The organism is Pontibacter ruber, assembly GCF_023630205.1.
Taxonomy (GTDB): domain Bacteria; phylum Bacteroidota; class Bacteroidia; order Cytophagales; family Hymenobacteraceae; genus Pontibacter; species Pontibacter ruber.
In genome coordinates this window covers 186,880-201,053 of record NZ_JALPRR010000003.1, presented here as the reverse complement: position 1 = coordinate 201,053, position 14,174 = coordinate 186,880, and the positions used below count along the sequence as shown (strand labels likewise).

Below are 14,174 nucleotides of genomic sequence, written 5' to 3'. Positions count from 1 at the left end.
CAAGTAAGAAGGGAGGCCTTTTTATACTTATAAACTATCCGCTATGGTTCTAATTTGTTTGCCACAACAGGAAATCCGGTTCGGCGTTCGCTACGCCCCGTTGCCCCTGAAAATAATTGGCCATTTCCAGTGCATTTCCATCAGAGTTCTTGTCGGCACCTAGCACGTATACCTGATTGCCAAGTGAAGTTACAACCGCTGTGCCTGTGGTTTTTGTAAGTCGGTTAAGCTGCATTTCTGCATCCTTAGAGTCGGTAAGCGTTACTATAAACTCGTTTGATATACCCAGCAGTTGCGTGCCACCTGATAGGAAGCAGGGAGCCGCATAGGCTATGCTTGCATCACTCTGCAGTTCAGATATTGCCTGCTCTACCTGCGCACAGCTCAGTCCAGCTACCAGTTCAACAGGGTACAAACTGGCGGAATTGGAACTGATTGGAGTTCCTAAACCTGCAACAAAACCGTAGTTCATCACCACGTCAGAAACATTTGCCTGCGTTAGTCCTTCGTCAAAAGCTACCAGCACCATTTTAGAATAAACAACGCCAAGATCTTTGGCTGTACCGCCATAATAATAAGTATGACTGACACAGGACGTAGTGTTACCCGCCTTAACTGGATTCAGTAAATTAGGATCGAATTTTACGTTCCGGATCGGGGAAACGGATTCCTGCCTACAGGAAGACAAGACAAGTATGACCAGGATTGTGCTTATAAAGGGTAGTATATTTTTCATCGCCGTACATTTAATATCTTTCTAGATATTCTTATGTACGAGTCATCGCAATTTACAGGTATCCAAATTGTGCAAAAATTAACGGCCTGATTTTACTGTTTATTCTTGCCTCTGTTTGCACCGTATAGCAGTATTTACCCAAGTATAGCTAACTCATTTTCAGGCACTTGTTCTTAATTCAATTGTTAGCAGTTCGGTAAGCAGAAAAGCCAGCTCAATAGCCCTGCAGAAGCTTCAGGCGGCAGCAACGGTCTTGGATGCCTCCAATGCAGCGATCACCTCATTTTCTGAGATTGAAGCAGGTAACTGCACTACAAAAATCCCCGCCTGTTTCACCAGCTTCTGCTGCTCCTGCAAAGAAGTATAACTGATCCGTGCCAGGCCACACGCTCCGTCTTCTGTTAAGTATAGTTTTGCAGGATGCAACTGGGGCAATACAGTTGCCAGGGAGTTTTTGGTACCCTGCAACAAGAGGGTAAGCGGCGCTTCCGATGCGGCGGCAGTCGCTTTGGCTACGCAAAGTTTCGGGAAAGTATAATGGTAGCCTTTGAAAGCAGCCGTTATATCTGCCCAGACGGCAGACCCTGTAGGATGACTCCCTGCACCGCGCCCCTTCAGAAACTGCTGCCCGGCAAACTGCGCATTAATCTCTACGCCATTAAATTCTGCGTCAACGAAGTATAGTTCATCAGTTGCTGGCACCAGGGCAGGCAGCACCTGCAACGATACCTGACCAGAACCAATGCTTTTGACAGAGGCTACCAGTTTTATTTTACAGTCTAAGACTTTGGCCAGCTCTACCGCTTCCGGGGTAATGCTGTTGATGCCAAAGTACAGCACCTGGCTGGGATGAACAAAAGCGCCAAAAGCATGCGCTGTCAGTATACAAAGCTTGTTTGCCGCATCGGTACCCTCGACATCCAGGGACGGATCGGCTTCCGCAAACCCAAGCGCCTGCGCCTGCCCGAGGGCCGCTGCATACGTACTTCCCTCCTGGTACAGTTTGCTTAAGATGTAGTTGGAAGAGCCGTTCAGAATACCCCGCACTTGCAGCAGCGGCTCTGCGCCATAATAGGCTTCCAGCGTACGCAGGATCGGGATACTGCCGCAGACAGAGGCCTCGTAAAGCAACACACCGCCATGTCGCTGTTGCTGGTTCACCAGTTCGGGCAGGTTCTCGGCAATCATTTTTTTATTTGCCGATACCACTGTCTTGCCCAATCTTAGTGCCTCCCGCACGATCTGGAAGGCTTCATCGGCATCACTTATCAGCTCGGCCAGTATGTCCAACGATTTGTCATGCAGCAGATCCTGCACATTGTAAGTAAAAGCAGCAACGGGCAGCGTACGAGGCTTTTCCTTATCCTTTACGCAGATCCGGCCCACCTCCAGCCCCAGGTGCTTGTTTGCTTCCACCACATCGTACAGCCCCTGGCCTACGCAGCCAAAGCCGATGATGCCAACCCGTTTTTTAAACTTCTGTATTTTCATAGTATAAGTTGCTTACATGCTCGGTTTCATAAAATTCCCGGATTGCCTGATCCAGCTGTGCTGTTTCCACCAGGAAACCATCGTGCCCGTAATCAGACTGAAGTATGGCGAAACAAGAATCCGGCACATGCGCGTGCAGGAAACGCTGCTCTTCCACCGGAAACAGCAGGTCAGAGTCCACCCCTACAAAGAGCGTTCTGGCTTTCAGGTGCGCCAGTGCTTTCTCCAGGCCGCCCCTGCCCCGCCCCACGTGGTGCGAATCCATGGCTTTGGAGAGCAGCCAGTAGGTATAAGCATTGAAGCGTTTGGCCAGTTTTTCGCCCTGGTATACCTGGTAAGAAGATGCCCTGAAATCATCCGTAATACTGTTGCCAGGCTCCTGCTGCGTTTTGGCATAGGAAGTATAATGGCGGTACGACAGCATGGCAATGGCGCGCGCCGTCTTCAGTCCTTCCGATCCGGCAGTTTCGCTGTCGGTCAGCCAGGTTGGGTCCTGGCGAATGGCCATGCGCTGGCTCTCGTTAAAGGCGATACCCCAAGGCGAATGACGGGCGTTGGAGGCCACATGCACCAGCCGATCAAACACGTCCGGCTTCTGTATCGCCCACTCCAGCGCCTGCTGACCACCCAGCGAGCCACCGATCAGGGTGTGCACGTGCTCCAGCTCCAGCTCTTGTCGCAGCAGGTCAAAGGCCGCTACAATGTCGCGGTTGGTAAGCTGCGGGAATTGGTGGAGGTATGGCTTTAGTGTTCTGGGGTTGATAGATAAAGGGCCGGTAGAGCCATAGCATCCGCCCAGCGTATTGGCACAAACTACGAACCACTCCGCGGGATTGTAAAGTTTATCTTCACCAAAAAGACCGGCCCACCAATCGGTGAAGTCGGAGTTGCCGGTAAGGGCGTGGCACACCCACACCACGTTATCGCGCCGCGCGTTCAGCTGGCCATAGGTGGTATAGGTGAGCTGGAAGCCGGGAAGCGATGCCCCCGACTCCAGTAAAAACTCCTGTTGGTAATGGAATATGTGATGCTCTGGCATTTTTATACTTAATTAAGGATGGCTTCGCCCTGTACTTCGCGTACTTTGGCAAAGGCCTGTTCAAAATCTGCTTTAATATCGTCGATGTGCTCGATGCCCAGCGACACGCGCAGCAATGTCGGATCAACGCCAGCATTCAGCTGTTCCTGGTCGCTTAGTTGCTGGTGGGTGGTAGAGGCCGGGTGGATGATCAGCGTTTTGGCGTCGCCTACGTTGGCCAGGTGGCTTACCAGTTGCAAGCTGTTCACAAACTGCTCCGCCTCTTTTCTATCGCCTCGTAGTTTAAAGGAAAGTACACCGCCAAAGCCACGCTTGAGATACTTCTGCGCCAGGTTGTGGTATTTGCTTGATGGCAAGCCCGGGTAATTCACACTTTCCACCAGTTCGTGCTGCTCCAGCCACTCGGCCAGCGCTTGTGCGTTCTGCACGGTTCTGTCCACACGCAGCGAAAGCGTCTCGAGCCCCTGCAGCAGCAGGAAGGAGTTGAACGGGCTGATGGCAGGGCCAAAATCACGCAATCCCTCTACTCGCGCCCGGATGGAAAAGGCAATGTTGCCGAACGGACCGTTCTCTCCGAACACATCCCAGAAAACAAGTCCGTGATAACCTTCGGATGGCTCTGAGAACTGCGGGAATTTACCGTTGCCCCAGTTAAAGTTACCGCCATCTACGATCACGCCGCCAACACTAGTGCCGTGCCCGCCGATCCATTTGGTAGCAGACTCAACCACTACATTAGCGCCGTGTTCCAGCGGACGGAACAGGTAACCGCCGGCACCAAAGGTATTGTCCACCACCAGCGGAATATCATACTTGCGGGCCAGCGCTGCCACCTTTTCAAAATCGGGTATATTGAAACGCGGGTTGCCGATGGTTTCCACGTAAATGGCTTTGGTGTTATTGTCGATCAGCTTTTCATAGCTGTCCACTTCGTCACTCGCGGCAAACCGCGCCTCTATGCCTAGTCTTTTAAAAGAAACCTTAAACTGGTTGTAAGTACCACCATACAGAAAGCTGGTAGAAACAAAATTGTCGCCCGCCTGCAGGATGTTGGTGAGCGCCAGAAACTGCGCGGCCTGCCCCGATGCAGTTGCCACCGCTGCCACTCCCCCTTCCAAGGCTGCCACGCGTTTTTCAAACACATCGGTGGTCGGGTTCATGATACGGGTATAGATGTTACCAAACTCCTTCAGGGCAAACAAATTGGCCCCGTGCTCCGCGTTTTTAAAGGCATAAGAAGATGTCTGGTAAATAGGTACAGCGCGCGACTGTGTGGTTGGATCTATTTCCTGGCCGGCATGCAGCTGCAAAGTTTCGATATGCAATGATTTAGACATGGTTGTGCTGGTTAAATGGATTAAATAAAGTATAGATTAGTTTGAATTAAGGTCTTCGGAAGAAGAAGGATAGCACGAGTCGCTGCAGCAGACGTAACCTGCTGCATAACCCACTATGCCAAAAGTATGGGTGTTAGATTGCTAGCAACAGCAACACATACAGGCCATAGACATGAGCCCAGAAGCAAATGAATGCGCGTGCTGCGGCAGTTGGGCTGCCGGCGAAAAAATAAACTGTTGCTGTGTTTGCTTGATTCCCTTTTTCATCTTGTTATCAATTTATATTCATCCGGGTTCTTTCCGGATTCAGGAATTAGCACCTTAACCACGGCGGTTAGGTTGCTAGCGCTTCACAGAGCCTGTCTCTCCACGCTTCTTTATAAATCAACAACCGCAAAGGATCATTGACTTGATGTTGCAATATTACGGTCAACAAAATTAAAAGGCAAAATAAATTTTTACTTTTTTCAAAAAATACAATATTAACCTTTTGGGATACAGGCGCTTACACCTACTTAAAGTATAACACCTAAACCCGGGCCGATCAAACAAATTAGAAAAGTATAATTATTTTTAAACATCGACTGCCCCAGCCTGTTGCAGGTATAAGTACAGCGGCAAAAACGTATACCAAAGTATAATGAAGATACTCCTGACCGGTGCAAACGGCTACATAGGCAAACGACTCCTGCCCCTGCTCGTGGAATTACAACACGAGGTGGTGTGCATGGTGCGTGACCCGCGCCGCTTTGAACTGGCAGATACGCTCCGGCATAAGGTACAGGTAGTGCAAGGAGACCTGCTGCGCCCCGAAACGCTGACCCAATTGCCCAAAGACATCAAAGTAGCCTTTTACCTGGTCCACTCCATGGGCTCCGATGGCAAAGACTTCTCAGCATCGGAAGCAGCCGCTGCACAGAATTTTGTTTCTTACCTGGATACCACGAGTGCCCGTCAGGTCATTTACCTGAGCGGTATTGCCAACGATGCCCGCTTATCAAAGCACCTGGCGTCGAGGCGGCATGTGGAAGATGTCCTGGACCAGGCGAAAGCGGCACTCACCGTGTTGCGGGCCGCTATCATCATCGGGTCCGGCAGTGCCTCTTTTGAGATCATCCGGGATCTGGTGGAAAAACTGCCCGTGATGATCACTCCCCATTGGTTGAACTCCTGGTGTCAGCCGATCGCCATACGTGATGTACTAACTTATCTGTCCGATGTAATCGGCCGGGAAGATTGCTACAACAAACGCTTTGAGATCGGTGGCCCGGATGTGCTGACGTATAAGCAGATGCTGGAGAAGTTTGCCGAAGTACGGCACCTGAAGCGTTACATTTTTAATGTGCCCGTGCTCACGCCACGCCTCTCTTCCTACTGGCTATACTTTGTAACCAGCACCAGTTACTCCATCGCCCGCAACCTTGTGGAAAGTCTGCGCAACGATGTGGTTGTGAAAGACAACACCATTCAGCAGCTTATTCCGCACAAGTGCCTGCCCTACGAAGATGCTATCCGGCTTGCCTTTACCAGGATCGAGCAGAATGCGGTGGTTTCCAGTTGGTCTGATGCCCTGGTGAGCGGCACCATGCCCCTGCACTACATGGACTTTATTCAGGTACCAGAGCACGGTGTGCTGAAAGATAAAAAACGGATGAAGTTTGACCGCGATCCGGAAGAAGTTCTGGACAACATCTGGAGCATAGGCGGTGAAAGAGGCTGGTACAAAACCGATTTCCTTTGGAAGATCCGGGGCCTCCTGGACAAACTGGTAGGAGGCGTGGGCATGCGTCGTGGCAGGCGCAGCCCGCATGACCTGCGGGCTGGTGACAGCATCGATTTCTGGCGCGTGCTGCTGGCCGACCGGAAAAGCAAACGCCTGCTGCTTTATGCCGAAATGAAAGTGCCCGGCGAGGCCTGGCTGCAGTTCCGAATATGCGAAGAACCGGACGGAAATTACCTCGAGCAACTGGCCGTTTTCCGCCCGTATGGCCTGGCCGGTCGCCTGTACTGGTACGTGCTGGTGCCTTTCCACTTCATCATCTTTGGCGGCATGATCCGGAATATCATCGGGTATGGTGAGAGGCAGAAGCAGCCGGCGCCTGCCTGAAGTATAAGTTCTGCTTAAAATGCAAAGTATAGCGCGTTAAGTGTAAAACTTAAGATATTCTCATCAGTATACTGCAATATTCTTTTGAAACTATATAACCGCCTGAAAAGCTGAATCCCGAACTTAATCCAGATTTTTTTCGCACCCTCTAAAATATACTTAACTTTGCTTGCCTATAAACCTAAACAACAAATGGAGGCCATAAAAGAAACTAACTTCTCCTTCGCCGGCCAAACCGGTTTTTATAGAGGCAAAGTTCGCGACGTTTATTACTTCGGAGATCGCTTGGCTGTTGTGGCCACCGACCGTATCTCTGCCTTCGATGTGGTACTGCCGCGCGCCATTCCTTACAAAGGGCAGGTGCTCAACCAGATTGCCAGCATCAACCTGAAAGCCACCGCTGACATCGTTCCGAACTGGGTGATCTCCACCCCGGACCCGAACGTGACCATTGGTTACCGCTGCGAGCCATTTAAGGTAGAGATGGTGATACGTGGTTATCTGGCCGGCCATGCCTGGCGCGAGTACAAAGCAGGCAAGCGCACCCTTTGCGGCGTTACCATGCCGGATGGCCTGAAGGAAAACGACAAGCTTCCGGAGCCGATCATCACCCCGACTACCAAGGCAGATCAGGGCCATGATGAAGATATCTCTAAGGAAGATATTTTGGCCAAAGGCATTGTGTCTGAGGAAGATTATACTAAATTAGAGTCTTATACGAGGGCGCTGTTTGCACGTGGCACAGAGCTTGCAAAGCAAAGAGGACTCATCCTGGTGGATACCAAGTATGAGTTCGGCAAGTACAACGACCAGGTATACCTGATCGATGAGATCCATACCCCGGACTCCTCCCGTTACTTCTACAGCGAAGGCTATGCCAGTCGCCAGGAGAAGGGTGAGCCGCAAAAGCAGCTCTCGAAAGAGTTTGTGCGCCAGTGGCTGATCGAGAACGGTTTCCAGGGCAAAGACGGCCAAAGTGTACCGGAAATGACAAACGAAGTAATTGCCAGAATTTCAGAGCGTTACATCGAGTTGTTCGAGGTATTCACAGGCCATACGTTTCAAAAACAAGATTATGCCAATGCCCTCAAACGCATTGAGCAACAGGTAACAGAAAACATTTTTAGCCCAAAAGATTACAATAATTAAAGTAGATTTTGGTACATTCGCGTTTAAATCCTTTACTGGTAGATCTATGAAGTACACGATTGATAAGAAAGAAAACTACACAATTATCACGATAGATGAGAAGAAACTGGACACATCCATTGCTCCGGATCTGAAGTCAGAGTTCGTGAAATTGAATGCTGAGGGGATCACCAATCTGATTCTTGACCTAAATAATGTTAAATACACTGATTCTTCAGGACTTAGCTCTATCCTGATCGCTAACAGACTTTGCAACTCTTCTAACGGATTGCTGATTCTGACAAGCCTGCAGGACCACGTAATGAAGTTAATCACGATCTCTAAACTGGAGTCTGTGCTGAACATACTTCCTACGGTTGAAGAAGCAATTGACCGTGTATTCCTGCACGAGATCGAGCAGGACCTGACAAATAAAGAAGACTAAGCCGTAGTGCCTCTGTGGATTTCGAACTCAGGATATTAGGCAGTTCGTCGGCCACGCCATCGGCAAACAGGCACCATACAGCCCAGATATTAACCATCGGCAATCAGTATCACCTGATCGATTGCGGTGAAGGTACGCAAATGCAGCTGATGCAATACAAGATAAAGCATCAGCGCATTTGCAATATCTACATAAGCCACCTGCACGGCGACCATTACTTTGGTTTACCCGGATTGCTCTCCACCATGCACCTGCAGGGCCGGCAAACACCTCTTCATCTCTTTGGCCCTCCCGGCCTCTCCGATATCTTAAGCCTTCAGTTCAAGTATTCCGGCACCAACCTGAGCTATAAGCTTGTTTTCCATGAGCTCGATACCACAGTCTGCAAAAGAATTTTTGAAGACAAGCAGATCACGGTACACACCATCCCCATGGAGCACCGCGTGCCCTGCTGTGGTTTCCTGTTCCGAGAAAAGCCAAAGCCAAGGCCGCTCATCAAAGAAAAGCTTCCTGCCTTCCTGACGCCACCGCAACTGGTGCGCCTGAAGTGGGGCGAAGACATCAGAGACGAAGAAGGAAACATACTTGTGCGCAACGGGGATGTAACCCTGGAGCCCAAGCGCAGCCGCAGCTATGCCTATTGCGCCGACAGCCGCTATAAGCCGGACCTGCTCCCTTACCTGCGCAACGTAGACCTGCTCTACCACGAGGCAACCTTTGCAGACGATATGCGCGAACGTGCATCGTATACGTTCCATAGTACGGCACGGCAGGCAGCCGAAATGGCTGCTGCCGCACAGGTGCGCCACCTGCTGCTGGGTCATTTTTCGGTGCGCTACAAAGACCTCACGCCCCTGCTGCTCGAAGCGCTGGAAGTATTCCCGAAAGCTGATCTGGCCATTGAAGGCAGCGTCTTTTGCGTGCGCGACTAAATTGTACTTTCCTGATTGGGCTATTTCCTTTTAATGCTATACTTTCTGCGTTCCCGTAGAAGGAATTACCATCTTGTTCTGCCAGTTCCCATGAAACACTTATACTTCCTATGGCTTATATTCCTGCCACTTTTGGTTGCCTGCAACAGCAAACCTGACACCTCTGATACCCCAGCTACTCCCGATACACCTGTTGCTGTAAACGAAGCGCGTAAAAACCTGGGAGATAGCTCCTGTTATACTTCCACATCGCCAAAAGACACGGTGCTGCTGCATATGCGCAGGCAGGGCAACAACGTAACAGGCAGCCTGATCTACAGCATCTTTGAGAAAGACAGGAATACCGGGACCATAACAGGAAAATTCCGTGGAGATACCCTTTTTGCAACGTATACTTTTATGTCGGAAGGAACAGAATCGGTGCGGGATCTGACCTTTATGAAAAAAGGAGATGAGTTAGTGGAAGGGTACGGCACCGGAGACAAACAAAATGGCAAATCAGCGTCGGGTACCCGAAGCAGAGTGCGCTATGGAGGCGGCATTATACTTACAAAAACCGATTGCCCCTGACCTGTACAGCACAGTTCCTGGTTTCGTCTGAATTTATACTATAACAGGAAACAAGCGAGCCATATACTTCCTGGTCTTCCTGCTGTCTTTCATACCCGGCAGCTCTACGCAGGCTCCTGTTTTTGCTCCTTTTCATACTTCTGTCAATAATCTTTATCTTGCCAGGATATAGGTATAAACTACTAATGCTTCAGTTGGTTTATACCTCAATTTACAGAAGCTCACGTATGACACCCATTCTTGAAAAAAAGCGCACCAACCTGTTCCTGATCCTGAGCGGCATCTTCATTTCCAACGCCTTGCTGGCTGAACTGATCGGCGTAAAAATCTTTTCAGGTGAGGCGCTGCTAGGGTTGCCAGGTGCGCAGATCGGGATCATGGGCGAAAAGTACGATTTCAACCTCACAGCAGGCGTTATCATCTGGCCGGTGGTCTTCGTTACCACCGATATCATCAACGAGTACTTTGGCAAGAGCGGCGTAAAGAAAGTGAGTATCTTAACGGTAATGCTGATACTTTATACTTTCCTGATCATAACCATTGTAACCGTCCTGCCGCCGGCTGCCTTTTGGCTGGAACTCAACAAACAAGATCCGCAGGGCAATCCCTTTAACATCGATTTTGCCTTTAACTCCATTTACCGGCAGGGGCTCGGCATCATCATAGGTTCTGTGGTGGCGTTCCTGGTTTCCCAGTTCCTCGATGCTTCTGTTTTCCACTGGTTGCGGCGCTTTACGGGGAGTAAAAAAATATGGCTGCGGGCTACAGGGTCTACGCTGGTCTCCCAACTGATCGATAGCATTGTGGTGCTGCTGGTGGCGTTTTACTTTTTCGGAAACTGGCCGCTGCGCCTGGTGCTGTCGGTCGCGGCTATCAACTACATCTACAAGTTCGCTGTTGCCATCCTTCTTACGCCGGTGTTATACCTGGCACATTACCTGATAGATGGCTACCTGGGCCACAGGCAGGCAGAGGCACTGATCGAAGAGGCAGCAGTAGAGAGCGGAGACTAAAGTAAACGTAAGTATATGATAAAGATTGCAATAGCAGGTATTGGAGGAGTCGGCGGCTATTTTGGTGGCCTTCTGGCACGGCATTTTCAAAATTCAACCGAAGTTGAAGTATACTTTATTGCCCGGGGAGCGCATGAAAAAGTCATCAGGCAACACGGCATGAAAGTAGAAACCACGAAAGGCGCTTTCACAGCCGTTCCGAAACTGGTCACTTCAGACCCTAATGAGATAGGCGTAGTCGACTTCCTGATCTGCTGCACAAAGAGCTACCACTTAGAGGAAAGCATAACCCAGCTTAAGTCTTGCATTAACAAAGCAACCGTAATACTTCCGCTTCTGAACGGCGTGGATAGCACAGAACGGATCAAGGCCGTTTATCCGGAAAATGAAGTATGGGAAGGCTGTGTTTATGTAGTATCCAGGCTTGCAGAACCTGGTCTGGTAAAAGAAACAGGCAACATCGGGCTCCTGTACTTTGGATCTACTGATGGCTCCGCACAGAAGCTTGCATTAGCAGAAAGGCTTTTTACCAGAGGTGGCATTCAGGCCGTTCTGTCCGACAATATTGAGCAAACCATCTGGGAAAAATTCCTTTTTATCTCTACGATAGCAACACTTACCTCCTACCTCGACGCATGCATGGGTGCTATATTGGCTAACAAGGAATACCAGGACCTGCTCCACTTGCTTTTAGCGGAGATAAAGTCTGTTGCAGACGCAAGAGGGATTAACCTTCCGCAAAATAGTATCCAGGCAACACTTGATAAAATGTCTTCGCTCCCCTACGATACCACTTCTTCTATGCACAGTGATTTTCAGAAAGGTAAGGCAACGGAGCTGGAATCGTTAACGGGCTATGTTGTAAGGCTGGGAGAACAACTGCAGGTGCCAACTCCTACCTACAAAACGTTGTACGCAGCGCTCCAGACAAGAGCCGGTGCAGGATCCTGAACAACATTTTTTGATTTTATACTTTCAATTATTGGCAGTATAAATATTTCTGCTACCTTTGCACCCCGCAAAACAAAATGACTGCACACTTAGCACATACACAGATTTTTATTACAGGCTACGTTCTCCACGACCTGTAAGAGCTCCTCTTTACCCGTAGTAGAGGTTGCTAAGGCCTCATATAATTAACTTTTGATTTACTTTTCAGGTCTCCGGACCAGGAACAATTATGTTCAGAGGAAGCGTTTTGGTGTTTCTCGGAGCGTGCAGCTTCGGAATACTTTCGACTTTTGTTAAACTGGCTTATAAAGAAGGCTTTACCTTGGGTGATGTAACGGGCACCCAGGTATTTTTTGGGTTGATTTTTCTTTGGATGATTGTGCTGTTGCGACAGCTGCTTGGCAGCAAAAGCAATAGCGCCTCATTCGGAGAAATGCTGAAACTAGTGGCCATGGGCACCAGCACCGGCCTGGTGAGCATTTTTTACTACAAATGCGTTCAGTTAGTACCCGCTTCTATCGCTATACTTTTACTCATGCAGTTTACCTGGATGAGCCTGCTGATGGATTCTATCCTCAATCGCCGGCTCCCCCAGTTCCCGCAAGTAGCCATGGTGCTGCTGGTGCTGCTCGGAACCTGCATGGCAGGCCGCTTATTCTCCGACCAGATACCGACCTTCGACTGGGCAGGCATCGGTTTTGGTATGCTGGCAGCTTTCTGCTATACTATCTTCCTGACCATTAATGGGTCGGCAGGCAATCATTTGCATCCTACTACCAAAAGCGCGCTGCTACTTACGGGTGCCTGCATCCTTGTCTTTACTGTTTTCCCGCCCGTGTTTCTTGTAAATGGTGCGTTGGGCCAGGGATTGTTTAAATGGGGGCTGGTACTGGCCATTTTCGGTACGGTAATTCCGCCGCTGTTTTTTGCTTATGGTATTCCAAAAGCAGGCCTGGGGTTGAGCGCCATACTTAGCGCTGCCGAATTGCCGGTTGCTGTGCTGATGTCGAGCCTGGTGCTGCAGGAAGAAGTATGGTCGGTACAGTGGCTGGGCGTGGTACTGATACTGGCAGCCATTGCAGTTTCAAACCTCCACTCGTTTCGCAAAAGCCGCCGGCAGGGGCAGTTAGCCACTACCTGATAGAACTAAATTATACTTATAAAGCAGCAAAGGGTGAGATCGTGCAAACGCTTCACCCTTTGCTGTTTTATATTTCTAGCCTTCTGCTTCTGCAGTTAACCCGGAACAGGCAACAAGCAGCTGCCGTACCTGTAAGCAGCCAAACAACATGCTATGAAGAATCTTTGCCTGCTTCTCTCCAGTCTTCTGTTACTTGCCTGTTCTTATAACAAACCTGCCTCTGTTCCGGATGTGGATCATACCAGCCTCGGCATTTCGGCAGCACCCACTTTTAAAACAGATAGCCTGAACTACCTGAAACTTTACCTAGGCAAGCGCCCTGCAGAAGTAAACCTGTGGCAGACTAAGCCTTTGCGCACGCGCCTGCAGGAACTTCTGAACGGCGATCTGGATGAATTTCTGGAGACCATGCAGGAAGCGCAACCTCTGCAACAGGAACGCGTTCTGTACACGATCGGCACCTACCCCGACCATACGGCACCCGACAGGTTTGCCTTTCTTTTGGTAGATACTGCGAACAATAAACTGCACGTTTCGATGGTTAATAAAGGTGAGCGGCGGCAATACCAATCGCAGGGCAAAGACTTCTATCTTCCAAAAGAAATTGAGGAGCGCCTGCAACGGGCACAGTAGTTGTAGTAAAGCCGAAGTACATATTTATCCAACATCCTATATGAAAACACTTTCATCCTTATTTCTGATGGCTGCTTTGTTTGTGAGCGTATCCGCATCAGCACAAAGCAGCTACGAAGCATGGCGAAAATCAGCCGGCAAAAAAGCTAAAACAACCGAAACAACAGCGAAAGCAACAACGACTTCAACAAAAGCAGCAAAGTCTGTAAAAACAAGTGCTAAAGAAGCAGCAATTGCAGCACCAGCTGGTTTCTTCTCAGGCACCGTACCCTGCGCCGATTGCGAAGGCATCAAAATGGAGCTTAACCTCAATGGCTCGCCTAAAGGCCAGGGTCGCACGTTTACCCTGAAGCAGACATACTTGGGTAAGCCAGCCGGAAAAAACAATACCACCAGCAACGGCACCTGGTTTCTGGCCAAGGGCAATCACGACGATCCCAACGTGCTTATCCTGCAACTCATCCCTAAAGGCAATTACGAGCCGATCTACTTTCAGCAGCTGAGTGGCTCAGAACTGAAAATGCTGGATCGCAAACAGAATGCCATCAAGAGCAAGCATAACTATAATTTGAAGAAGCAATAGATTTGTGCCAGGTTGAGAGGTTTCCGGCATTTTGCATTAATTTGCAACTGAAACACAAAAACCATTAA

General features: G+C 49.6%; 14 protein-coding genes and 1 riboswitch. Of the genes, 10 read left to right on the top strand and 4 right to left on the bottom strand.

Going from position 1 to position 14,174, the window contains the following annotated elements:
• Positions 1 to 49: 49 nt before the first annotated feature.
• The 4 genes from MJ611_RS12745 to MJ611_RS12730 all read right to left on the bottom strand — a co-directional run bounded on the left by MJ611_RS12745 (position 50) and on the right by MJ611_RS12730 (position 4,603).
• On the bottom strand, positions 50 to 736 hold the full coding sequence (locus MJ611_RS12745) for a hypothetical protein (RefSeq protein WP_250430200.1): 687 nt from the start codon (positions 734 to 736) through the stop codon (positions 50 to 52).
• A gap of 234 nt (positions 737 to 970) precedes the next feature.
• A complete protein-coding gene (locus MJ611_RS12740; protein ID WP_250430199.1) occupies positions 971 to 2,227 on the bottom strand; it encodes a homoserine dehydrogenase in 1,257 nt (418 codons plus the stop codon).
• Positions 2,208 to 3,266, bottom strand: coding sequence for a homoserine O-acetyltransferase family protein (locus MJ611_RS12735; RefSeq protein ID WP_250430198.1), 1,059 nt, complete (start codon positions 3,264 to 3,266; stop codon positions 2,208 to 2,210). The genes MJ611_RS12740 and MJ611_RS12735 overlap by 20 nt, the downstream gene beginning before the upstream one ends.
• An 8-nt stretch (positions 3,267 to 3,274) precedes the next feature.
• Complete coding sequence (locus tag MJ611_RS12730) at positions 3,275 to 4,603, bottom strand: O-acetylhomoserine aminocarboxypropyltransferase/cysteine synthase family protein (RefSeq protein ID WP_250430197.1); 1,329 nt, start codon at positions 4,601 to 4,603, stop codon at positions 3,275 to 3,277.
• Between the two features lie 276 nt (positions 4,604 to 4,879).
• Positions 4,880 to 4,989: riboswitch (SAM riboswitch) on the bottom strand.
• Between the two features lie 254 nt (positions 4,990 to 5,243).
• On the opposite strand from MJ611_RS12730, the gene MJ611_RS12725 reads away from it, so the two are divergent.
• The 10 genes from MJ611_RS12725 to MJ611_RS12680 all read left to right on the top strand — a co-directional run bounded on the left by MJ611_RS12725 (position 5,244) and on the right by MJ611_RS12680 (position 14,106).
• Positions 5,244 to 6,710, top strand: a complete 1,467-nt coding sequence (locus MJ611_RS12725; protein ID WP_250430196.1) for an SDR family oxidoreductase — start codon at positions 5,244 to 5,246, stop codon at positions 6,708 to 6,710.
• Between the two features lie 192 nt (positions 6,711 to 6,902).
• Positions 6,903 to 7,859 carry a phosphoribosylaminoimidazolesuccinocarboxamide synthase gene (locus tag MJ611_RS12720; RefSeq protein ID WP_250430195.1) on the top strand — a complete coding sequence of 319 codons (957 nt, stop codon included), beginning with the start codon at positions 6,903 to 6,905 and terminating at the stop codon, positions 7,857 to 7,859.
• Between the two features lie 46 nt (positions 7,860 to 7,905).
• Positions 7,906 to 8,283, top strand: coding sequence for an STAS domain-containing protein (locus MJ611_RS12715; RefSeq protein WP_007657896.1), 378 nt, complete (start codon positions 7,906 to 7,908; stop codon positions 8,281 to 8,283).
• Positions 8,284 to 8,297: 14 nt separating this feature from the next.
• Positions 8,298 to 9,215, top strand: a complete 918-nt coding sequence (locus tag MJ611_RS12710) for a ribonuclease Z (protein WP_250430194.1) — start codon at positions 8,298 to 8,300, stop codon at positions 9,213 to 9,215.
• A gap of 90 nt (positions 9,216 to 9,305) precedes the next feature.
• Entirely contained in the window at positions 9,306 to 9,785 is a 480-nt protein-coding gene (locus MJ611_RS12705; RefSeq protein WP_250430193.1) for a hypothetical protein, read from the top strand.
• Between the two features lie 227 nt (positions 9,786 to 10,012).
• Complete coding sequence (locus MJ611_RS12700; RefSeq protein WP_250430192.1) at positions 10,013 to 10,798, top strand: queuosine precursor transporter; 786 nt, start codon at positions 10,013 to 10,015, stop codon at positions 10,796 to 10,798.
• Positions 10,799 to 10,813: 15 nt separating this feature from the next.
• Entirely contained in the window at positions 10,814 to 11,749 is a 936-nt protein-coding gene (locus MJ611_RS12695) for a ketopantoate reductase family protein (RefSeq protein ID WP_250430191.1), read from the top strand.
• Between the two features lie 229 nt (positions 11,750 to 11,978).
• Positions 11,979 to 12,890, top strand: coding sequence for an EamA family transporter (locus MJ611_RS12690; RefSeq protein ID WP_250430190.1), 912 nt, complete (start codon positions 11,979 to 11,981; stop codon positions 12,888 to 12,890).
• A 153-nt stretch (positions 12,891 to 13,043) separates the two neighbouring features.
• Positions 13,044 to 13,523 (top strand): hypothetical protein, encoded by a 480-nt coding sequence (locus tag MJ611_RS12685; protein ID WP_250430189.1) that lies wholly within the window; start codon positions 13,044 to 13,046, stop codon positions 13,521 to 13,523.
• A 40-nt stretch (positions 13,524 to 13,563) separates the two neighbouring features.
• Complete coding sequence (locus MJ611_RS12680; protein WP_250430188.1) at positions 13,564 to 14,106, top strand: copper resistance protein NlpE; 543 nt, start codon at positions 13,564 to 13,566, stop codon at positions 14,104 to 14,106.
• Positions 14,107 to 14,174 lie beyond the last annotated feature (68 nt).

Bases quoted from the DNA above. Each gene is read 5' to 3' on its own strand.
- MJ611_RS12725 (WP_250430196.1), top strand. From the start codon at position 5,244: ATGAAGATACTCCTGACCGGTGCAAACGGCTACATAGGCAAACGACTC.
- MJ611_RS12715 (WP_007657896.1), top strand. From the start codon at position 7,906: ATGAAGTACACGATTGATAAGAAAGAAAACTACACAATTATCACGATA.
- MJ611_RS12745 (WP_250430200.1), bottom strand. From the start codon at position 736: ATGAAAAATATACTACCCTTTATAAGCACAATCCTGGTCATACTTGTC.
- MJ611_RS12740 (WP_250430199.1), bottom strand. From the start codon at position 2,227: ATGAAAATACAGAAGTTTAAAAAACGGGTTGGCATCATCGGCTTTGGC.
- MJ611_RS12700 (WP_250430192.1), top strand. From the start codon at position 10,013: ATGACACCCATTCTTGAAAAAAAGCGCACCAACCTGTTCCTGATCCTG.
- MJ611_RS12680 (WP_250430188.1), top strand. From the start codon at position 13,564: ATGAAAACACTTTCATCCTTATTTCTGATGGCTGCTTTGTTTGTGAGC.
- MJ611_RS12695 (WP_250430191.1), top strand. From the start codon at position 10,814: ATGATAAAGATTGCAATAGCAGGTATTGGAGGAGTCGGCGGCTATTTT.
- MJ611_RS12690 (WP_250430190.1), top strand. From the start codon at position 11,979: ATGTTCAGAGGAAGCGTTTTGGTGTTTCTCGGAGCGTGCAGCTTCGGA.
- MJ611_RS12720 (WP_250430195.1), top strand. From the start codon at position 6,903: ATGGAGGCCATAAAAGAAACTAACTTCTCCTTCGCCGGCCAAACCGGT.
- MJ611_RS12705 (WP_250430193.1), top strand. From the start codon at position 9,306: ATGAAACACTTATACTTCCTATGGCTTATATTCCTGCCACTTTTGGTT.
- MJ611_RS12730 (WP_250430197.1), bottom strand. From the start codon at position 4,603: ATGTCTAAATCATTGCATATCGAAACTTTGCAGCTGCATGCCGGCCAG.
- MJ611_RS12735 (WP_250430198.1), bottom strand. From the start codon at position 3,266: ATGCCAGAGCATCACATATTCCATTACCAACAGGAGTTTTTACTGGAG.
- MJ611_RS12685 (WP_250430189.1), top strand. From the start codon at position 13,044: ATGAAGAATCTTTGCCTGCTTCTCTCCAGTCTTCTGTTACTTGCCTGT.